General features: G+C 52.2%; 15 protein-coding genes. 8 read left to right on the forward strand and 7 right to left on the reverse strand.

Going from position 1 to position 20,653, the window contains the following annotated elements; genetic code table 11:
• The first annotated feature begins 102 nt into the window (after positions 1–102).
• From HPY30_03790 to HPY30_03800, 3 genes are read left to right on the forward strand one after another with little or no spacing between them, the layout of a single operon-like run.
• Positions 103–1,515, forward strand: coding sequence for a radical SAM protein (locus HPY30_03790; protein ID QYZ65190.1), 1,413 nt, complete (start codon positions 103–105; stop codon positions 1,513–1,515).
• Positions 1,508–2,413, forward strand: a complete 906-nt coding sequence (locus tag HPY30_03795; GenBank protein ID QYZ65191.1) for an NAD-dependent epimerase/dehydratase family protein — start codon at positions 1,508–1,510, stop codon at positions 2,411–2,413. Before HPY30_03790 ends, HPY30_03795 begins: the two co-directional genes overlap by 8 nt.
• A 4-nt stretch (positions 2,414–2,417) precedes the next feature.
• On the forward strand, positions 2,418–4,622 hold the full coding sequence (locus HPY30_03800) for a BamA/TamA family outer membrane protein (GenBank protein QYZ65192.1): 2,205 nt from the start codon (positions 2,418–2,420) through the stop codon (positions 4,620–4,622).
• A gap of 264 nt (positions 4,623–4,886) precedes the next feature.
• On the opposite strand, the gene HPY30_03805 is transcribed toward HPY30_03800, so the two are convergent.
• From HPY30_03805 to HPY30_03815, 3 genes are all read right to left on the reverse strand, one after another.
• Positions 4,887–6,359 (reverse strand): 2Fe-2S iron-sulfur cluster binding domain-containing protein, encoded by a 1,473-nt coding sequence (locus tag HPY30_03805; GenBank protein ID QYZ65193.1) that lies wholly within the window; start codon positions 6,357–6,359, stop codon positions 4,887–4,889.
• A 546-nt stretch (positions 6,360–6,905) separates the two neighbouring features.
• The gene (locus HPY30_03810) at positions 6,906–7,856 is read right to left on the reverse strand and encodes an IS1595 family transposase (protein ID QYZ65194.1); all 951 of its coding nucleotides are present in this window, start codon (positions 7,854–7,856) and stop codon (positions 6,906–6,908) included.
• 185 nt (positions 7,857–8,041) lie between these two features.
• Positions 8,042–8,446, reverse strand: a complete 405-nt coding sequence (locus tag HPY30_03815; protein QYZ65195.1) for an SCP-2 sterol transfer family protein — start codon at positions 8,444–8,446, stop codon at positions 8,042–8,044.
• Positions 8,447–8,864: 418 nt separating this feature from the next.
• Between HPY30_03815 and HPY30_03820 the strand changes: the two genes are divergently transcribed.
• Positions 8,865–9,539 carry an OmpA family protein gene (locus HPY30_03820; protein ID QYZ65196.1) on the forward strand — a complete coding sequence of 225 codons (675 nt, stop codon included), beginning with the start codon at positions 8,865–8,867 and terminating at the stop codon, positions 9,537–9,539.
• A 192-nt stretch (positions 9,540–9,731) separates the two neighbouring features.
• Positions 9,732–10,253, forward strand: coding sequence for a hypothetical protein (locus HPY30_03825; protein QYZ65197.1), 522 nt, complete (start codon positions 9,732–9,734; stop codon positions 10,251–10,253).
• A gap of 71 nt (positions 10,254–10,324) precedes the next feature.
• Here HPY30_03825 and HPY30_03830 read toward each other — a convergent pair whose 3' ends face one another.
• Positions 10,325–11,017, reverse strand: coding sequence for a hypothetical protein (locus tag HPY30_03830; GenBank protein QYZ65198.1), 693 nt, complete (start codon positions 11,015–11,017; stop codon positions 10,325–10,327).
• Positions 11,018–11,123: 106 nt separating this feature from the next.
• Between HPY30_03830 and HPY30_03835 the strand changes: the two genes are divergently transcribed.
• Positions 11,124–12,476 carry an IS1182 family transposase gene (locus tag HPY30_03835; GenBank protein QYZ65199.1) on the forward strand — a complete coding sequence of 451 codons (1,353 nt, stop codon included), beginning with the start codon at positions 11,124–11,126 and terminating at the stop codon, positions 12,474–12,476.
• Positions 12,477–12,877: 401 nt separating this feature from the next.
• Here HPY30_03835 and HPY30_03840 read toward each other — a convergent pair whose 3' ends face one another.
• Positions 12,878–13,345 (reverse strand): winged helix-turn-helix transcriptional regulator, encoded by a 468-nt coding sequence (locus tag HPY30_03840; protein ID QYZ65200.1) that lies wholly within the window; start codon positions 13,343–13,345, stop codon positions 12,878–12,880.
• A gap of 82 nt (positions 13,346–13,427) precedes the next feature.
• Here HPY30_03840 and HPY30_03845 point away from each other — a divergent pair, with 82 nt between their 5' ends.
• Positions 13,428–13,643, forward strand: coding sequence for a response regulator (locus tag HPY30_03845; protein ID QYZ65201.1), 216 nt, complete (start codon positions 13,428–13,430; stop codon positions 13,641–13,643).
• A 39-nt stretch (positions 13,644–13,682) separates the two neighbouring features.
• On the opposite strand, the gene HPY30_03850 is transcribed toward HPY30_03845, so the two are convergent.
• Positions 13,683–16,139: a CHAT domain-containing protein gene (locus HPY30_03850; protein ID QYZ65202.1), complete on the reverse strand. Its 2,457-nt coding sequence runs from the start codon at positions 16,137–16,139 to the stop codon at positions 13,683–13,685.
• 310 nt (positions 16,140–16,449) lie between these two features.
• Here HPY30_03850 and HPY30_03855 point away from each other — a divergent pair, with 310 nt between their 5' ends.
• Positions 16,450–17,697, forward strand: coding sequence for an IS701 family transposase (locus tag HPY30_03855; protein ID QYZ65203.1), 1,248 nt, complete (start codon positions 16,450–16,452; stop codon positions 17,695–17,697).
• Here HPY30_03855 and HPY30_03860 read toward each other — a convergent pair.
• The gene (locus HPY30_03860) at positions 17,605–20,628 is read right to left on the reverse strand and encodes an alpha/beta hydrolase (protein QYZ65204.1); all 3,024 of its coding nucleotides are present in this window, start codon (positions 20,626–20,628) and stop codon (positions 17,605–17,607) included. The two genes, HPY30_03855 and HPY30_03860, sit on opposite strands and share 93 nt — an antisense overlap.
• Between the last annotated feature and the right edge of the window lie 25 nt (positions 20,629–20,653).

Raw genomic sequence — 20,653 nt, forward strand, 5'->3', positions numbered from 1 at the left:
TCCGCCTCCACAACCGCAAATTGAAAGTCAGGCATTCAGTCCTTGAGTAACACCGGTGATTCTTTTAGTCTCAAACCCACACACCCTTTGGAGCAGACTAAGATGACGGATCTATTGTTGCTCAGCACTCCACTGGCGGGCGACACCCTGCCAGGCGGTCTCTGCCCCTCTCTCTCGAACATCACCCTTGGTAGCTATCTGCGCAGCGAAGGGGCGGCGGTTTCAGTCCTCGATCCCAGTATCGATCTCGATGACGAAGGGGATTCCGATTCCCCCAAGGCACTACTGGAACGGATCGCCGATGCCGTGCTGAAGGAGTCGCCACAAATGGTCGGCATTGCCTGCCTGTCACCGGTTGAAGGACGGTTCGGCGCGGCTATGGCGAGGGTCCTGAAACAGCGCAACGGGTCACTGCCGGTGGTGTTGGGTGGTGTCTGGGTTACCGCCTGTGGCGCGGAGATCCTCGAACGCTGTCCTGAGGTCGATGCCATCGTTGCAGGGCCAGGGGAACAGGCTGCACTCGCGCTGGTAAGGAGTGGCCTGCAAAATCCGGCTTCGATACCAGGACTGGTGTGGCGCGATGGAGAAAAGATCCGTTCCAACCCGCCCGCAGAAACCCTCCCCACGGCACCGCCGGTGGATATGTCCCTGATGCGCCATCCGGAACGCTATGACATTTTCTGTTGGCTTACCAGCCGGGGTTGCCCCTACCACTGCACTTTCTGCACCGAGCGTCTGACCAATCCTGGTTTTACCCACAATCCTATCGAGAAGGTGAAGGCGGATCTCGAATTCTTTTCCAACATGGAAAAGTCCTGGTATCTGTGGATCTGCGATCCCCTGTTCGGGGTCAACCGCAAGCGGCTCGCAGAGGTCTGCAATCTACTCAAAGTGACCCCCATGCAGTTTCTGGCTGAAAGCCGGGTAGATGTACTGCATCCGGAGGACGTGCCGCAACTCGCGGCAGCAGGTTGCGACCTCATCTACTTTGGGCTTGAGGCAGTCGGCCACCAGTCTCTCTTTGAACTGGAAAAGATCGATGCCCGTCCAAAGGTGCATGAAAGGTATCTTGAAGGTGCACGTAATCTGGTGGAGGCCTGTCTGAAAAACGATGTCCTGCCGGTATTCGGTATTCTGCAGCCGGTGCCCGGCGATACTCCGGAGGATCTGGCTTTCACCCTGGATTTTCTTCGGGAACTGGCCGCCATCGCTGAGCGTCTCGGGGATGCCGCCAACCGGCTCGGTCCCTGCTTCTACGCCTTCCCCCTGCGTTTTGACCGGGGCGCACCCTACGAAACGATGCAGGGACACCTGGAGGAAAAAGGCGTCAGCGCCACTGCAGACACCGATCCACTGTTCGATGACCGTTTTCTGGAGATCGCCTCTCCTAGCATTGACGAACAGATAGCGGAGACCTTCCGGGAGGCGGTGTGCGCACTGAACCCGACATCCGATTATGTGCGTCAACGCCTGCTGCGTTCCTACCCCAGACCCTACATCGAGTTCGATGCCTGACCCCCAGCGAATCGTCGTCATCGGCAGTACCGGCTGTGGTGGACGGGCAGTGGTCAGCGCACTGCGGGCTGCCGGACACCAAGTCCTTGGCATCTCCCGTGGCGAGAGCAACGGCCCCGCCCCTGATTTCATCAGCGATCGGCACAACACCGGACGCTTACGCCAAAAGCTGGCCGAATTCCAGCCCCAGGCAGTGGTCGATCAGATTGCTTATACCGAAGACGACGTCACCGCGCTTATCGAAGCACTGCCTGCGATCACCCGCCGCTACCTGTTTGTCAGCAGCGCAGTGGTCTATGGTCCCGGCTGTGACAGAGCCTATCGGGAGAACGATTCGCCAGAGCCGGAAGGCTTCTTCGCAGAAGCAAAACTGGCGGCAGAAAATGCAGCGCTGAAATGGGCGGGGAGTAGCCGGGAGAGCATATCTCTGCGTGTTGGGGGACTCTATGGGCCGGGGCATGCTCCACTCACCCTGTTCGGCAGAGACCCTGCGTTACCACAACGTCTGAATGCGCAGGAATCCCTCCCGATACCCACAAACGATCAGTCACTGCTGCAACCCTGGTTTGCTGCGGATCACGGTGCACTGATTCGGGATCTCATCTCTCAACCGAACCTCCCGGCCCTGCTCAATGTGGCTGGTGACGAACGATTCAACTGGCAGACCTTCATGACAACCTGGTCCCGCGCCTGCAGTGCGCCCGCTCCCCATTTTGAATACTGTTCAATAGAAGAGATCAAGGCTCGCGCACCGGCAACACTGCAACCCTATCTCGACGTACTCCTGCGGCCACCTGTGATGGACCTCGACAGATTGCACCGCCTGGCGCTGGGAAACCAATCGGCTACCCCTCTAATAGACGGCAGCAAACAGGTGTTTGACTGGATGAAAAAATAGCCGGATGCCCGTGACAATAAAACACATTCTTCTCGCTCTTCTGCTGCTGTGCCAGTTCCCCATTACTATCGCGCAACAGCAGATTGAAAGACCGAAAATCGGCCTCGCGCTGAGTGGCGGTGGCGCAAGAGGCGCAGCTCACGTCGGCATTCTAAAGGTCCTTGAAGCACTCAGAATCCCCGTCGACTATATCGCGGGCACCAGCATGGGCGCCATCATCGGCGGACTCTATGCGAGCGGAATGAGTCCGGAGACAATCGAACAACATTTGGCCTCAATGGATTGGGAGAATCTGTTCGACGACGATCTCAGCCGCACCAAACACAACATGCGCGGCAAGATCAATTCCCGACTGCCACTGATCAATGCGAAACTTGGGGTAAAAGAACGGGAGGTCAGCCTGCCGACGGCTATGATCCAGGGGCAGAAATTCACTCTGGAACTGAAACGGCTGACCCTTGGCGTGTCGGAGATCACTGACTTCGCTCGTCTGCCCATCCCTTTTAGAGCCGTTGCCACTGAGATTGCAACCGGCAACCCCGTTGTTCTCAGCAAAGGTGACCTTGCCCTGGCAATCCAGGCCAGCATGACCATACCCGGGGTATTTGCCGGTGTGGAGATCGAAAATCGGTTACTGGTCGACGGCGGGGTTTCCAACAATCTGCCTATCGACGTCGTCAGAGAGATGGGGGCGGATATCGTCATCGCCGTGGATATCAGCACGCCGCTCTATCATCAGGATGAGCTAACCACTGCCCTGACTATCGTGGAGCAGTTGACGACCATCCTTACGCGACGCAATACCGAAACACAAATCACCGCTCTCAGTGATCGGGACATACTGATTGTTCCTGTATTGGATGATATCGAGAGTGCCGACTTCAAACAGACCGGCGAAGCTATCAGGATTGGCAAGGTTGCAGCTGAAGCAATAAAACCAGCGCTCTCCCGGCTGGCTCTTGGTGAACAGGCATACCAAAACTATCGTGAGCAACGCCGGATCAAGCCCACTACACCCATTGTGGAATTTATACATATCGAGAACCAATCTGAGTTGCGGGATGAGCTTCTCAGCAGTCGCCTGGCAATTCACTCGGGGGCACCGCTTGATCTCAAAGCACTCGAACAGAGTATTGATGATATCTACGGCCTGGATATTTTTGAAAGCGTCCGCTACAGATTGATCGAGGAAGAAGGCAAAACCGGCCTGTTGATCAAAGCAAAAGAGAAGCGCTGGGGTACGGACTTTCTACAGTTTGGTTTGAACTTCAGCGTTAATCCGCGCCTTGGCGATTCCCACTTCAATGCCTCTTCAGCCTATACCATAAAGCCACTCAACGACCTCAATGGGGAGTTGAAATCTTTTGCCCAACTCGGCAGGGAGCCCAAGTTCTTCACCGAACTCTACCAGCCACTGGATAATGAATCTGAATTTTTCATCCACCCCATCCTTTTCTATTCAACTCAGTATGTCGGAAAATATCTTGACGAGAATCTGGTGGCTGAATACGGGATAAAAAAGTACGGTGTCGGCTTGGCTGCCGGGAGGGAACTGGGCAAGTGGGGCCGCATTGAGCTGGGTTATCAAAGATTCCTCGGGGATCTGGACTATGTGACCGGGCCACCCAAACTACAGGGATACGATTTTAGCGGTGGTGAACTCTATGGCAGTTTTCAGCTGGATGAGATGGATAACATCTATTTTCCCAGAGAAGGTTTTCATTCAAAACTTCGTTGGACCGGCTCGCGCCGCAGCCTTGGCGCCGATAACGACTTCGACCAGGTTGAACTGCAGTTCAACTTGGCAAAAAGCTGGGACGACCACACTCTTTTCGCCGCGGGTTCATTCAACAGCACACTGGATGACAACGCACCGCTGCAAGACCAATTCACACTTGGCGGCTTCCTGCACCTGTCGGGGCTGTCAGAAAATCAACTCTTAGGACAGCACACCGCGCTGTTTGTCGGCAGTTACATGGCTCGACTTTACCGCAGCAAATACTTTCCGATCTATGCGGGTGCGTCCCTGGAAATGGGCAATGCCTGGCAAAGCCGTGATGATATAAGTCTGAATGACATGAGCTACGCCGGTAGCCTCTATCTTGGGGCCGATACGCCGGTAGGACCGCTCTATTTTGCCTACGGTCATGCGGAAGGCGGCCAATACGGTTTCTATCTTTTCCTGCGCCGCCCATTGTTTCTGGACTAGGAGGCTGTCGGGTTTATCCGTTTGAAGCGACTAATCCGCAGGAGCGGATTGAGCAGCTCTGCTGCCCCCGAAGGGGTGAAGGGCAGGATGCCCGTAATAAAATCACTGGGGGCGAATCAAATCAGTTTATCGAACGAGGCGAATAGTGAGCCTATTTAACGAGTTTGATAAGCTGAGTTGATCGCCATCCAGGGATTTGCAGCCAAACAGTGTTAAATCCGACAGCCTCCCAGGGCCTGTTAACACTATGAAATCCGCTATCTATTACCGGTCGGTTGTCTCCGTATACCACCCACCCGTATCGAGACCCTTTCGGGAAGCTGCATCCATGATCTTTTCCAGCCATGCTGCAGGCCCTGCAATATAGACTTCGACCCGTTCACTATCTGTATTGGCATTCAACAATAACTGCGCCAGTTCGTCGGCAGAAATATCAGCCGCAGTGCTGGTATAGTGGAAATTATCCAGCGAATCGTTCCAGGAGCGGCAAAGATTATCAAGCGAGGAGCCCGCAGGATTTCCACCTATGTGGACCAGGTTCAACCCCTCCGCATTATCGATGGTGATAGCCTGTTCCACCAAGCTTTTGACCGGAGAAAAACCGCCCTCTTTAGCCAGAAACAGTGCCGGTGCCGTGGAGTCTTCCTGCAACACGAAACCACCCATCGGCCCCTCTAACAGTACCGTCTGCCTGGCAAGGGTAGCGTCAAAAACTGCATCCCCGAAACCAACATCATCTTCCCTGAAGAGAATGAATTGCAGATTCCGTCCATCGCAAGGGCAACTGGCGATGTAGAGGTCGGCGCTACGACCATCCTCTGAGGTGACACTAACCGACTGTCCTGCCTTGAAACGTAGCGATTGGGTACGAGGCGTCTGCACATATATGAGCGCCAGCGACTCTCCCAGCAGCTCCACTTTTTTGACCTGAGCCCTGATCTCCTGATGTGGCAGCGTCTCTGCCACACCCGCTTCACCCACCTCGACAACCAAGTCGGATATAGCCGTGTTCGCACATGCCAGCACATAACCTTCTCCCTGTTCTTTGGCACTGAGCACATAGTCGTGGTTACGCAGCTTTCGTACCGCGCCGGAGACCACCTTGCATTTACAGGCACCACAGTTTCCACTGGTGCAACCATAGTCAAGATAGAGTCCGGCTTTTAATCCTGCCTCCAAAATGGAATCATTACCTTCGAGAAAAAACTCATGGCCACTGGGTAGTAGACGCACGCTGGCGCTGACGATCTTCAGCATGGCATCTTTTGCATACAGAGCAGCCTTGGCATCTGAGGCACGGCCCAGCCGATCCATCGCACCACTCAGCTTTTGGATACAACGCTCCACCTCGGCACGAAGTTTCTCGTCTGGCGCATTCAGAGCGGACTGCAGATCGGAGCTGGTTTCACTGAGCAGATTCTCTGATGCGTTGAGTGAGGACTTGGTCTGCACCAGAGTATGCTGGAACTCCTTCAGTCGACTCATCAACACCTGAGGATCGGGCATCCATCCATCACTATAGTGCGCTTTGGGACGAGCCTCCTGCTTGATGAGCTGCACCCGTTCCAAAACAGGGTCCCTCTCCATGTCAATATGCGGGTAGAGAGAGACCAGAACGTCGACAGTAATCTTACCTTCGAAGGTCTTCACGCACTCCTTGCGTACCTTTTTCTGCAGTTCACCGCGGCTGACGCCTGCGAGCCGGGCTGCACGAGACAGGGACAATAGTTTTGGCATTGAATTTTCCTCGGTGTTTTCTCTGCTGAGAAGACAATAGTAGCAACTCTATCGTGACAAAGTACGAACTCTATCCTGCATAGTGCCCAAGTGAGTTTATAAGCTTCCAATCACCAATAACTATTCAAAATCAAGAAAGAACCGGAAGGATTTGTCGAAAATTCTTACACAAGCACAAAATCGCGTTTCGTCTGTAAATTCAGACTGTTACGTGATTTTTTGATGAATCGATATAGAAAATGACATGCGCATACTGCTTTTTTGTCGGGACATTTGACACTTTTCAGCAGTCGATCCATCCGGTGCAATTCAACTCATTGAATTATTGTAAGATTTTTATTTCGGTATAAATATTGCGTGATAATGAACGAAGCACTTCGCGGGAGAGCAATATGAAAGAATCTGAGAAAATTCTTAGTGGATGGCCCGAAGATCCAGCATGGCCAGACCCATTCGGTAATGATCCGTACGATATTGTTGATTAACTGATCTGAGCGATCCACTATCACAAGACATGGATCGCGGTAAAAATTAACTTGATTAGAACTAATGTTCAGCCAGCCGAAGCCACGCCTCAGATCGCGGCACTGTCGTAGCAGCGGCCCGAATCAGGCGGGGTAGCATGGCTTTCAGATCGAATCTGCGATTGAATCGATATTGGTATTCGGCCAAGTAACGATGAGCATATTTGCGAAATCCAAACGCATGATAGGTGCCCGTAATCGCCGTTTTCAGATTGCCCAGCAGGATATTGATCCATGCGAAGCAAGGCATATCGGTACTGCGCCTATGCGTTCCAACCACCTCTCGCTGATGGGTCATACCAGCCTGCTCAACAGCGGTAAAACAATTCAGCCCATCACTGAGTACGTGGCTTGAGGCGACCAAATACCGTTCGGCCCAGTTCTGGATATCGATCTGCTTGAATCCAGGCACTGGATCAAAGCGAACAACCTGCGGGTGACCGTCCTCATCCAACTGAACCGCCGCCACGAAAGGAACTTTGTTCTCTGATCCCCGTCCTGCCTTGCCTTGGTGTCCACCGCCAAGATAGGCATCATCCACCACCACGATATCACCCTGCAAGGTGCGTCTTTCCTCGCGTTCGTCCATAACCTGCATGATCTTGTGTTTGACCCGCCACGCGCTCGGATAGGACACACCGATATGACGCTTCAACTCCAATGCAGATATGTTGTTCTTCGACTGGCTGATCAGGAACATCGCCTGAAACCATTTGCGCAGTGGCAACTTCGAACCATGGAAAATCGTGCCCGAACGCAAACTCGTCTGGTGGCGGCAGGCGCTACATTGCCAGTATGTGTGTTGTCCTTCATGAAATCGGCTATGGGTCGTGCCACCACAATGTGCGCAAACAAAACCTTGGGGCCAGCGTGCAGTTTCCAGTGCCGCCTCGCATTGTTCTTCGGCGCCATAATGTTCAAACAACTCGTTCAAACTCATACCGGCCTGAAACTGAATCGGGTTCATCGCCATGATCGGACTCCTCTTGCTGATCTTGGTGATATTATGTGGTCACTGGTGGCTCAATCCGTGAGCCTGGCTGAACATTAGTTCTAATCAAGAAAATTAATGAGTCTGCCGGTTATCTGCAATTTATCACAGATAACCGGCATTTCAATCGAGGGCAGCAATAACAGCCTCGCTATATCCAGCCTGAGTTACTCAGCGCCGATCTGCTTCATCAAGCCAAAACTCTTGACGAAAGGTCCTGCCATTCGGGGATCCTTGATCATGCCCTTAAAGTCTCCCTGCAGAAATTTCAGTTTTCCCATGGCAAATGCAGTACCCATTCCAGCCATGCCGATACCCTTCGAGACCCACTTCATCCAATCCTCTCTGGATGCACGCATGTCCCAATCCATCGTCTCGCCATCATAATCACCGGCGCGAACACACTCGCCCTTCTCGACTACGAAAACCCCACGCGGGAGGTCGTCATTTTTAAAACCGCAAGTAATGACGGAATCAAAGCCGATCTCGGCCAGTTTCCCCTTTACTTCAGGGTCAGCGTTCCAGGCATCTTTCAGTTCGTTCATCCAGTCAGCAGAAAAAAGTTCAGCCATTCCAGGTAATCTCCTCAGGAATTATGATTTGTTAAAAGCGTAAATGACTATATCGGTCTTGCCTGGCGAAATCCCTACAGTTCTTTTTATGCGAGTGTAAGAAATTGAAATTTGCTTTAAAGCCAAATCCTCCTCAATGGACCGCATGTAACAACAGAATTCATGGGGCTGATCAAACATAGCGAATCATAAATAGAAACCGCATAACAAACAGTGTTTAGCGGTTCCACAAGCTTGAACAGAACCGACCTGCAACTTGTCACCCGATCATTTGTATAATAACTTATTCATGTCGTACCAAGTGGGGGCTGATAACCCCAAGAAACAAGGTTACGAAAGTTTCGTAATCACCTGGAAGATTGTTTTATCCATGCCGACGGCCTCGGTGAGGCTGTATCTATTTACATAGGGAACTGAAATGAAACATCACTTTTTACTATCATTCGCTGCTGTTGCCATTCTGGGAACAGGCGCACTCGCCGTTTCTGCCGAAGAGAGTCTCGTCGACGGCTACGCCAAGTCCGGCGGAGGAGTCGCCAAAAACAGCTACGGTGAGTGCTGGCGCACCAGTTACACCAACTCAACCGAAAAACTACTGGAGTGTGGATACGAGGCCCCAAAACCGGAACCCATGGCAGCTCCAGCCCCAATGCCTGAACCCGAGCCTGTGGTCGTGACCAAGGAAGTCGTCGCAACCAGCACTGCCGTCAGTTTGACCACAACCATCGCCGAGATGGTCGACATCAAGGCTGGTGTCCTGTTCGGCTTCGACAGCGCCGAACTTTCTGATGATGGCAAGTCGATCATCAACGAACGCATACAACGTTTCAGCGGCAAGAACGTCAAGACTCTTGAAGTCAAGGTAGTAGGATACACCGACGCCAGTGGTCCGGCCGCCTATAATCTAAAACTGTCTGAACGCCGTGCACGGACGGTTGCCGACTACCTCGAACAGAACACCAAGATCCCGGATGAGGAGATCGAATCCGTCGGCATGGGCGAAGAAAATCCCATCGCCGATAACGACTCTCGCGAAGGTCGCAAACTCAACCGCCGAGTGGAGATCCACTTCGAAGGAACAATGGAGAAATAGGCTCCCATCTTACCCGGCGGCACAGGCCGCCGGGTATCTTATCTCTGCGCATCCGGCGCATCATCCTCCTTATTCATTCCAGACTCTGATAAAATTCGACCTGAGCCCGGCTGGCATTCGCTTCTTTTGAACTTACTTTGAAGTTTATGTCTGTGGAAACAAGCATATGAACAACATTCTGAAAGAGAGATTATGACGACATCATCGCTACGTGCCTTCATTCTACTGCTATTCCTGACTAGCCTGTTCGCGTTACCGGGTTGCTCCTCGCTGATCGTTCACTCAAAAGAAGGCACAGAAACCACTGTCATCATGCTGCGCCACGCTGAGCGTACTCAGATCAGCAAGATGTTAACCGAGAAAGGGAAAGCGCGGGCCCATGCGCTGGTCAATGCTGTGGGTGACAGAAAAATCCATGCGATCTACAGCCCTGACATTCAACGCAATGTGGACACGGTACAACCACTGGCCGATCACCATGGCCTTAAGATCATCCGTGTCAGCCGAAGTGACGTCACTGATATTCCGAAGAAGATTGCCCAGCAACATGCTGGTGAAACAGTGGTCTGGGTCGGTAATACCTTTAATCTGGAATCACTCTACTGGATGATGGGCGGTGTAGGCGACCCACCGGACAACTACGGTGACCTGTTCTTTCTGACTATTCCCGATAAAGGTGAGACCCTGGTGGTCAAAAGCCGCTTTGGAGATTGAGTGATCTGAAAAGCACTCCTATGAGGCAGCTCAGAAATCAAAGCTGATTCCTATACCTGAAAATCATTCCCTCACCCCTTCTGCATCCTTTTTTCCAGTAACCGCCAGGTTACCAGCAGATTAAGCATCACAAATGCGGGAACCACCAGAGCCGGCGCCAATACCATAGGGAAAGCAAATAGTTTGGGAAACAGGGCTTCCTGCGTGAAAACGTGCATAAGCCCTGCAACTGGCACTACGATCACCAGGGCACCAATAAGATGCCATACAAGAAGGAAACCCTCGGTCAAACGGCCTCGATGCACCAATAGGGTTACAGCTATCGCCGATAACCCGAATAACAGATCCGCCCCTCCCACAAACCAGGCAAATTTTTCTGGAAACACTCCCATCGAAGCCTTGATCAGGGTTCCAAGTGCAAGAATTCTAAGGCAGTGTATCCCAGTCAGCCAATGACGCGGGGTTTCATCAACAAGCTTTCTGAGACCAAAGCGCAGAGAAGCAATCAACAGCGTCAGGGTAATCGTGACAACCACTGGAACATAGGGCAACCAATTACCGGGCAATAGATTAAGAAAATCTTCAGTGGCGAAAATACCCACGCTAGACTGATAGCCGACGTAACCGCCCCAGCTGAGCAGAATCAAAAGAAGTACTACCAGCCAATTTCTCTGTGATGCATTTATATCGCCGAGGCGATGGATTCTTCTGCTTAGAAACCACAGGAAACCGAAGATAACAACAATCAGAATCGGTAGTGTCAAAATTGCATGAGAGCCTCATTTATTCTTTTACCTAGGAGTCTGTCGGATTTAACCAGTCCCATTTGATAAAATACTGTAAGCCAAAGAATAACGAACCGAAGTCAGTATGTCAGATAAATTCCGCACGATTAATCGAGACACCCCCTATCTGTTGCCGCCCTCATTACAGGACTGGCTACCAGAGAACCATTTGGCGCGATTTATCGTGGACATCGTAGAACAGCTGGATCTGAAAGAGCTGGAATCTCAATACGGTGGCGGAGGAAAAGCGCCCTACCATCCAGCCATTTTGCTTTCACTGCTGTTCTACGGTTACGCAACCGGCGTATTCTCCAGCCGAAAGTTGGAGCAAGCCACCTACGACTCCGTGGCCTTCCGGTTCATTACGGCAGACAGCCATCCAGACCATGACACCATCGCCACCTTTCGCAAACGCTTTCTCAAGGAGTTGAAGGGATTCTTTGTCCAGATATTAGTGATAGCCAAGGCGATGAGTCTTTTGAAGATAGGCAATGTGAGTTTGGATGGGACAAAGGTCAAGGCCAATGCCAGCAAACACAAGGCGATGAGTTGGGGGTATGCCAACAAGCTTGAAGAGCAGCTTCATCGTGAAGTCGAGCTGTTGCTGAAAAAGGCCGAACAGGCCGATGCAGAAGAAGAGCCGGAACTGGATATTCCAGAGGAACTCAAACGTCGTGAGGACCGGCTTGCTGCGATAGCCAAGGCTAAGAAAGAGATCGAACGAAGAGCGCGTGAGCGCTTTGAAAAAGAACGGGCGGAATACGAAGAGAAGGTGAAGCGGCGTAAGGAACGAGAGGAAAAGACAGGGAAGAAGGCCAGAGGTAGAGTGCCAAAGCCGCCAGAAGAAGGTCCACAGGAAAAAGACCAAGTCAATTTCACGGATGAGGAGTCACGCATCATGCCCTCATCGGAAGGGTTTGTTCAGGCCTATAACGCCCAAGCGGCAGTTGATACCGGTACCCACCTGATCGTGGAGAACCATATTACCCAGCAACCCAATGACAAACAGGAAATAGAACCTGCACTTGCACAACTGAAGGCAGCAGAAGAGCAGCTGGGAAAACCACAAGGTCTGTTGGCGGATACGGGTTACTTCAGTGAAGAGAATGTCAATCGTTGTGAAGCACAGGAGATCACCCCCTACCTCTCCGATAGCCGCGAACAGCACAACCTGCCGCTGGAAGAGCGGCTGAAACAGGTGCCGCCCTGCCCGGAAGATGCCGATATGTTAACCCGAATGAGGCATCGACTCAGTACACCGGAAGGCAAGGCCGTGTATGCCACACGGAAATCGACAGTTGAGACCGTCTTCGGCATTATCAAAGAAGTAATGGGATTTCGGCAATTTCACCTTCGAGGGAGTGATTCAGCGCAAGGTGAATGGAATCTGGTATGTACGGCATGGAACCTGAAGCGGATGCATGCGCTGGCAGGCTGAGATATCGACAAGGATAGGTCAGTCTTTCATAATTCACTGCCCTACATAGGGCTTATATTCCTACAGAGGCAGCGATTATGGGAAAAACACGGTGGGCCGGAAAATATCCCTGGCTCAATGGATCAAACCCGACAGACTCCTAGACACAAAATCACAAACCCAATAACAGCCGCCGACCTCAATACTGATTGCTCCACCGGCTAAAAGCCGGATTGATCTGCCATTCAGCTGATTTTCAGCCCCTTCTCCCTCTGGATGAGGGCTGGGGTGAGGGGATTGGAACCAACTCAGACTCAACACAGTTGGTTTACGATCCTTTTTCAAATCCCGGGAAGCTCAAGTGATATTCATGTTAATCTCCTTAATAGTGTATATGCACATTTAAGGGAAATAAAAGACAATCAGGCAGATCGTGCCGCACGTACCACCGCAGTCAGATCATCAAGCAACCGATCCAGACGCGCATTGCCAAGTGCTTGCTCGACTCTGCACTGCGCCTCTTGCCACAGAGGCAAAGCTTCATCCAACTGCTCTAAGCCCTTGTTCGTGAGACTGACTTCACGTGAACGCTTGTCATCTTTACCAGGTACTACCCGAAGCAAACCTTCTCTTTCAAGGGGCCTCAGATTGCGTGTCAATGTGGTGCGATCCATCACCAGCATCTCTGCCATTGAGGAAATTGTGACCGGACCAAAGGCCCGGGTTACCACCAAAAGAGTAAACTGGGTCGGTAAAATCCCGCTTGGTTTCAAAATCTCCTCATAGAGCTTTGTGACCGCTCTGGATGCCTTGCGCAGATTAAATACTGCACAGGTCTGTCCAATCAAACTACACTGCTCGAGATCACAAGTTGTATCGTATTTAGCCATACTTAAGTGTATATACACATTTTATAGTTTGTCAAGACTGGAATTGCACTCCAGCCCTGATGAAACACGACTGAAGACTGAAATGGATGGTTTTGAAGCGACAAAAGCGATTCGCAATCTGGAATCCGCTGGTAGTCGCGTACCTGTCATCGCTTTAACCGCAGATGTGGAAAAAGGTACGCAGGAGCTATGCCATGCTGCAGGCATGGATGACTATCTGAGTAAACCCTATGAGCGGTTAACCCTGCAGGTTATGCTGGAGAAATGGCTGCTCCCAAAGCAAAAAAAAAGCGGTTGACTACACTCCCCCTGCAGCACAGGCAATCCCATCCCACCATCAGCCCTTGCCATTCAGATTATCGATCAGCCATTCCAAAGGTTTCTGTTCCACGAGTTTGAAATGATTACTCATGCGTTCGAGGAAACCCAGGTGTTGCATAACGGACTGGAACTGACGCGGAGAAGATGCACGATTGCGAATATGTCGATAGGTGTCTGCAATCATCTCCTTCCTGTCGACCAAGTCACCTTGTTTCAACGCGGCAAGCAAACTACAGTCGTTTTCGGCTATGGCATTCCAGAAATACTCGCCGCCCATATTGGACTCAGACACATGAGCCTGCTGCATGGCCTGAGCCAACAGGCTGTCAAAGTCCCCGTCTCCACCCAGATCTTTATCATTGCTCATCCCGGCCTTCACCAGTAGCCAGTGAGCGGTCAGCCAGTTGGTGAGTGGGTAGGAGTTAATCTTGCCCTGCTGACTGAGGCAAAGCTGGTAGGAGGCTTTATAGGCATCTGCCATCTCCGTCAAAGAGCGACGGCACTCTTTATCCTTGTCCAGATAGACAATTGAACGATGCTTGGCGGCACTCCCTTTCAATGCAAGTCGTTCGACGGTCGTGCCAAATTTTGAGTTCAGTCCATCAATGCGCTTACCGGCACGATTCACCAAACGTTTCGCAACCACCAACTGACCATCATCGTGCAGTTTGACCGCTTCGCGTGCCTCAAAATTCGCCAATTGTTCAGCAGATTGAATTGTGGCGCTTGCCGGATCGGCTGAGATGGCCCGCTCATAAGCTTCTATCGCTTTGGAAAACTCTCCAAGCTGGCCCCAAGCCCGTCCCGCTGTTTCAACCAAGCTGGCATTTTCCTCCCATTTCGTTGGCACACTTTGCAGTAGGTCGGCCAGCTTCTGACTCCAGCTTCGAGCGTCTGAATCGGATGCCGTCTTGGCCCACTCGGCAATATTCTCGATTGCGCTCACATATTCCGCCAAAGAGACATAAGTTTGTTTGCTGCTGCGGCGCCGTCGTCCAGTCTCCGTTGTCAAGGCATAACCGGGATCGCCATAACACTGATAAGCCCCCCAAGTATTGAACCGATCATGCTTATGATAGGTTTCCATCCGTGCCTGTTTTACAGCATCACCGAAGCTGCTGCCTGAGAGAAAGGTTTTGTAGAAGGTCTCGGCAAAAGTCTGGGCCGCATCATCGTTAACTGCCCAACCAGCAGCAATAACGGCCTTCACCCCTTGTCCTATCAACTGCGTGGACAGATTAGCCGCCAAACGATGGAAGGCTTGGTTTCCTTGTCGACCCTGAGTATCGGTACTCCCAAGATGGCAACAGTTAATGAAGACAAATGCCGGGGTGGAAGGCATCTGGCGTATCTCTATGGGTGTCAGAAAATGGTCTTTTCCAATCACCATCCCTGTTATCGACTTAGGTTTGTCCTTGCCCTGTTTGCTTTCACAGATCGAATCATCTTCAGGTAATGGGTAGTCAACCACGCCATGGCCTGCCAGATGAAGGATCTCGTAATCATCCGTCATCAGCTCAGTGAGAATCTCAGTACCATTGGCACCGATCAATGCAGGTTTCACATCAAAGTCTGACTCGGACAGCAGACGTTCCACAGCCCTCGCCTCTTTCTGAGCTGCGGGCAAGGCAACGAACTCCGAACCATCAAGCCGGGGATCGCCCACAACCAGGGCGCGGTGGTTGCTGCAGACGCTACCAACATCACTCTCAAACGAGGCAAGCTGTCGAACCATGCCTACCTTGCTGGCCAGGGGTTCATCTCCGTCAAATCCCGCATATTCAAGCAGTTCCCAGGGGTAACGCGCTGAATGTTTATCCACCACCAAGACCATATCCTGATTATCCCGGACGTGAGTTTTGAATTCACGGGGCACGAGCAGTTCGAACAAAGTACGCCCTGCCCTGGAATTCGACCAGGTATTGCCGGTCAGTTCTTGCAGGTAGGGTTCGACCGACTGTTTCTGCAGGGGTTGTATGCTCATCTCCAACCGGGCTCGCCCCGCCAGGGAGGTATATTTCAGACCACCGTCTTCGGTACTCTCGATGCGCAGGCGCTGCCACCACGCAGGGTCTTCGTCATAATAGACGCGCCGCAATCGACCATCGCCGGAAATAATCTCAGGTAGAGCAGTAATCCTGTTTCTAAACTCCGGACCTTTAACAATCTGGTGTAAGGCATGCAGGGCGCCAACGGCTACATCCTCATACAATTCGATAAACCGGACACTTTGAATCGTACGCTCAATATTGTTGGCAGGACCGGCAAGCAGTTGGTTGGCCTGCAACACCGCCCGCAGCATCGCAGTAACGGCATCTTCTGTAGACATACCACCGGCACCGGTACCGATCAGCAGTGCAGACAAGCCGATCTCTTCCGGCGGGGCATTGCTCTCTTCCTGAACGGTAAGTACATACCGCAATACTGCTTCACGGAACGTGTCGGTAAGACCGCTGCTGGTCAAGGTTCCCACCTCTCCCAATCCTATAATGATGGCACCTGGCAGTTCATCCTGGTGGTTTCTTAATTCTACTTTGTCAGATTAGATCTATAAGTAACTCACTGAATAATATAAAATATATGCTGTGAATTTCTTGGCAATCATCGTAAGGAAGAGCATCAAATGACAAGCACCAAGGTCATTTGAATTACCTGATACGCGCATAAGTAGAATCGATCGCATAGCGGAGCGATTCCAACGTTTCCAGTACCGCTTTGAATCCCATTTTCGAAGCAAGACGAGGTCGGTGTTTCAACCGGTCACACACTATCTCAAAGGCCTGATGCAAGCGCAGAGAAAGAACATGGAACGCATGGAAGAGGTGGTTGCAGGCGCAGATGATCAGCGTCTCCAGCATATGCTCACCGAGTCCCCGTGGGATCATCGTGCGGTGTTAGACCAAGTGGCGCTGGAAGCCGATCAATGGCTGGGTGGAACCGCGGATACCTGTCTGTTGCTCGATGAGAGTGGCCTTGCCAAGAAGGGTAAACATTCAGTGGGGGTTAAACGCCAATGGAATGGCCGCCAGGGCAAGGTGGATAACTGCCAGGTTGGTGTATTCGCAGCACTGGGTAAAGGGCACTTGTCCACGCTGATAGATGAACGTCTCTATCTACCCAAAGAGTGGGTATCGAACCCGGCTCGCTGTCGCAAGGCGGGTATCCCGGAAGTTGAACGGAAACATCAAAGCAAGTCAGAGTTGGCGCTGGAGATGGTGCGTCATCAGAGGACGCTTGGCCTGCGTTTTGCCTGGGTGGGTGCAGATGGGGGATACGGGAAGGATCCGGCTTTTCTGAGGGGTTTGGAGGCGATGGGTGAAACCTTTGTGGTGGACATCCACAAAGACCAACAGGTCTACCTGGAAGATCCACAGCCGTTCATACCGGAGAGCACGACAACGCGCGGTCGTCGTCGAAGTCGTCTGCAAGCCCAGGCAGCCCGTCTGCGCGTTGACCAGTGGCTCAATGAGCAACGGGACAGCGAGTGGCAGCAAGTGGTATTACGGGATAGCAGCAAGGGCAAACTGCGCGTCGAGATCCTGCATCATCGGGTTTGGCTTTGGGATGGAAAAGAAGCCCAGGCACATCAATGGCACCTGATTGTACGACGAGAGGTCAATTCACCGGAGACGATTAAATACACCTTGTCGAATGCACCGGAAGAAACGCCATCCCATTGTCTTGCAAAGATGCAGGCGCAGCGGTTCTGGGTTGAGCGTTCGTTCCAGGATGGTAAGAGTGAATCAGGTCTTGCTGATTATCAGGCCCGTAAATGGAAATCCTGGCATCACCATATGGCCTTGGTCATGATGGCGATGTTATTCATGCTCGAAGAGCGAATTGTGCAAAAAGATGATCACCCCTTACTCAGTTGTTCAGACATCGAATCGCTATTGCGTGCCTTCCTGCCACGGCGAGATATTGAACGCGATGAAATACTACGGCAAATGACGAAACGGCATCGTAAACGACAAGCGGCTATCGACTCCCAATATCGAAAACAGACGCTGGAACAGTCGGTTGCCGGGTGATGGAATCTGACAAAGTAGAATTAAAAGCACCTCGTTGGTTTGTAATGGGCCGGGATAGAGATTTAGCAGCAGACGCTTTTTGAGCCGGTTTTCCAAACAGGCGTCCACTGCCGCCTCTGCGCTGACAATGCTGTCACCCTGATAGTGACCCACTGCCACCGGGCTGGTGGCGAAACGCAGGTTGCCATGCACCACCGAGACCTGTATTGGAAGTTGCACGGGTTTACGGGGAGCTGCCGCCGTTGAGCGTCCCAAAAATACCGCTGTAAGTAGATCTTCATCAGGATAGACGTCGATCTGGTCAGGCAGCATCTCACGCCGCGCTTCGATACCTCGCGCTGTCTGCGGACGAGTGGATAGCAGTTGTGTATTGCCCGCCTTCAGTATCTCCCGCATCCCGGCAAAGGCTGGTTCATGGTCAGGAATATCACCATGTACCGCATCCACAAACCAATGCTTGATACCTGCCGGAATGCCTGTGTTCCAGGGAACCTGGCCGTCTCCCTGGGAAGTGGAGAAAAAATGGATCTTGTTTTTTCCCTTCGGATTCTCGTCCACTTCCACTGCAACCGGCGTCTCATCCGCGCGCCCCGCAATGTAGAAAACCCTTTCCGGATCCAGCGGATGGCTATCCAACTTATCCCAGGTACTCTGAGCACTACGCAGGTCCGTTTTTCCGGGCCGCTTCCAGTCACCGCCCAACACCTTGCCGAATTGGTCCCACAGATTATCTGCCGGTATCTTTCCCTGATCATCCAAAGGCAGCAGCTCAAGCATGCCCCTGAACTGGCTTAGCACAGCCAGCAGTTGATTCTGATTATGCCGAAGATCCGCCAGTGCCAGCATTTTCACCGTACTGTCCTGGCGGGAGAAAATCCTGGGGATGGAGTAGGAACCTCTGTTCGGGGTACCCAACATCAGCACACGCGAACCGGTCCGCTCCCGCAAACGATCCCACAACTGAGGATCCTGAGCGATCATTGCTCGGAAGACGATACCACCCATCGAGTGAGCCACAATATGTACCGGCTGATTGGTATTTCGCAGCCGCTCATCCACTGCTGCGGCCAGCAACAGTCCACTCTCCATTACGCTGCGGCGCCAATCATAAGGGAAGGGAATCACCTCGTGGGTATCCGCAAGAAAATCGATCAGGTCACCGTAGGCGAGGCCGACAACCTGCTGTGCACTGACGTCAGAAGCTTTGTATTCAAGTTTTGTGAATTTGCCCCGCAGCAGGTCGAATGGATCCACCCAGATCCGATTGTTGTCGACAGCGAGATGGCTGCCGGTCAATCCGGGAAGGAGAAACACAGTGGGGACTTCACCAGACACCCGTTCGGCAGACAGGGTACGAGCCACCGTCTTTTGCGTCTGCTTCCTCAACTGAAAACCGGTGGGAGGTGAGGCGGTTTCGGTCAGGGCAGACAACAAGCCGCGGCGTGTTCGATTATTGCTGAAATACTGGAAATGGTTGACATCCCTGCCCTGATCGAACAGCACCGGGATACGGGCCGTTCGCCGTGCTCCACCATCCATGGAAGGGGTATTCACCACCAGATCATGATCACTCTCATAGAACTGGTCGAGGAAGAACATGGCAATTTTCTTAAAGATCCCCGTGGGATTGATATCTCCCTCTATCACTGCCAGTGAAGCATGAGTACTTACCGGTGTGCTGTTGAGCAATCCGATGAGCGGTGAACCCGGCATCTGTGCCTCTAACCCAGGCAACTGTTCCGGGCGTGTACGCTCTTTCGCAACCGCCAACGTGAAGGTCTTGAGCAGGCCATATATGGGGCTGGCCTTCAACACCGGTATCTGACCGATGACATTGAGCACACCAGATAGATAGAGATCCAGCTTGCCGCTCGCCAGGGTAGTGCCACGCGCAGGACAGGCTACCCGCACGAACCTTTGTATCCTGGGCTGCTTCTCCATGAGCAGCGTATTGAGTTTTTGAAGCTGACGGCGATGGTGTGCGTAATCGTCTCTGAGTTCTTGCAGGATGCCGGCAAGACCGAAGAGGTTCTCCGCATCGAATAACGCAATCTCTTCACGGGTAAATGGCTCACGCGATTCATCGAATTGAGCTCGGCATAGCAGCTCCCCTACCAACCCACCCCGGGAGTGGCTGACCAGATGCAGGGTTACATTTTCCGGCAAGGCTTCGAGCAATTCTATGGCATTATCGATGGGGCTTTCGCTGAGTGTGCGGTGTTCAAAGGCGAGAATATTTTCGCCATAGAAGCCTTTTAGCTGATCCCAGGTATCGTCAAAAGACATTTTCCAGAGATCGGAGAAGCCACCTCTGGTACTGGAGGCTGTGCCATGAATGAACAGCAGTATGGGAAGTGTATTATCAATCTCTTCAGGTTTTACGGGTTGAAATCCTGAACGCTCATCCCCGCTGCTGTCCAGTTGATGAATCCTAAACAGGGCACCATCGCCCACCAGCTGATCTTCGATCAATTCTGCAACCTTTCTGGCGGTAAACTCAGCAGCCTTCCCGGTCACATGGTCGATAATCCTGCCTTTGACATCCAGCAGTTTGAATGCCTCGACCAGCAGCCCATCCTCACCACGGGAGTGCTGATTCGAGAACGTCAGTCGCCTGGGCAGCACCAACTGATCCGGTTTAGCACCGCGATGAGAGTCAGCCGTTAAAATCTCTTCCCGCAGCCTGCCCACCGAGGTAAATACCTGCAGGTTGTCCTCCAGGATCAGTTCGACCACGTCCTCATCCGTGGCCATCAACTCCACAGCGTTGCTTTCACCTGATCGATCCGGCGCCAGACTGACAGCCGAACCGTCACGCACCTCAACCTGAAGAATATCTGTCAGCTCTTCCGCCAGTTGCTCGTTCAGCTCCCAGGTCGAAATATCTCGTCCCTGGACCACAAAGGTGGTTTTATTTCGATTTGTTGGCATCTTGCCGTCCTCTTCGGTGAAGCGT

The sequence above is a fragment of the Gammaproteobacteria bacterium (ex Lamellibrachia satsuma) genome (genome assembly GCA_019623805.1).
GTDB lineage: Bacteria > Pseudomonadota > Gammaproteobacteria > Chromatiales > Chromatiaceae > QGON01.

Excerpts from the sequence above, each read along its gene's own strand:
- HPY30_03790 (QYZ65190.1), top strand. The coding sequence starts at position 103 with ATGACGGATCTATTGTTGCTCAGCACTCCACTGGCGGGCGACACCCTG.
- HPY30_03795 (QYZ65191.1), top strand. The coding sequence starts at position 1,508 with ATGCCTGACCCCCAGCGAATCGTCGTCATCGGCAGTACCGGCTGTGGT.
- HPY30_03800 (QYZ65192.1), top strand. The coding sequence starts at position 2,418 with ATGCCCGTGACAATAAAACACATTCTTCTCGCTCTTCTGCTGCTGTGC.
- HPY30_03805 (QYZ65193.1), bottom strand. The coding sequence starts at position 6,359 with ATGCCAAAACTATTGTCCCTGTCTCGTGCAGCCCGGCTCGCAGGCGTC.
- HPY30_03810 (QYZ65194.1), bottom strand. The coding sequence starts at position 7,856 with ATGGCGATGAACCCGATTCAGTTTCAGGCCGGTATGAGTTTGAACGAG.
- HPY30_03815 (QYZ65195.1), bottom strand. The coding sequence starts at position 8,446 with ATGGCTGAACTTTTTTCTGCTGACTGGATGAACGAACTGAAAGATGCC.
- HPY30_03820 (QYZ65196.1), top strand. The coding sequence starts at position 8,865 with ATGAAACATCACTTTTTACTATCATTCGCTGCTGTTGCCATTCTGGGA.
- HPY30_03825 (QYZ65197.1), top strand. The coding sequence starts at position 9,732 with ATGACGACATCATCGCTACGTGCCTTCATTCTACTGCTATTCCTGACT.
- HPY30_03835 (QYZ65199.1), top strand. The coding sequence starts at position 11,124 with ATGTCAGATAAATTCCGCACGATTAATCGAGACACCCCCTATCTGTTG.
- HPY30_03840 (QYZ65200.1), bottom strand. The coding sequence starts at position 13,345 with ATGGCTAAATACGATACAACTTGTGATCTCGAGCAGTGTAGTTTGATT.
- HPY30_03845 (QYZ65201.1), top strand. The coding sequence starts at position 13,428 with ATGGATGGTTTTGAAGCGACAAAAGCGATTCGCAATCTGGAATCCGCT.
- HPY30_03855 (QYZ65203.1), top strand. The coding sequence starts at position 16,450 with ATGCAAGCGCAGAGAAAGAACATGGAACGCATGGAAGAGGTGGTTGCA.
- HPY30_03860 (QYZ65204.1), bottom strand. The coding sequence starts at position 20,628 with ATGCCAACAAATCGAAATAAAACCACCTTTGTGGTCCAGGGACGAGAT.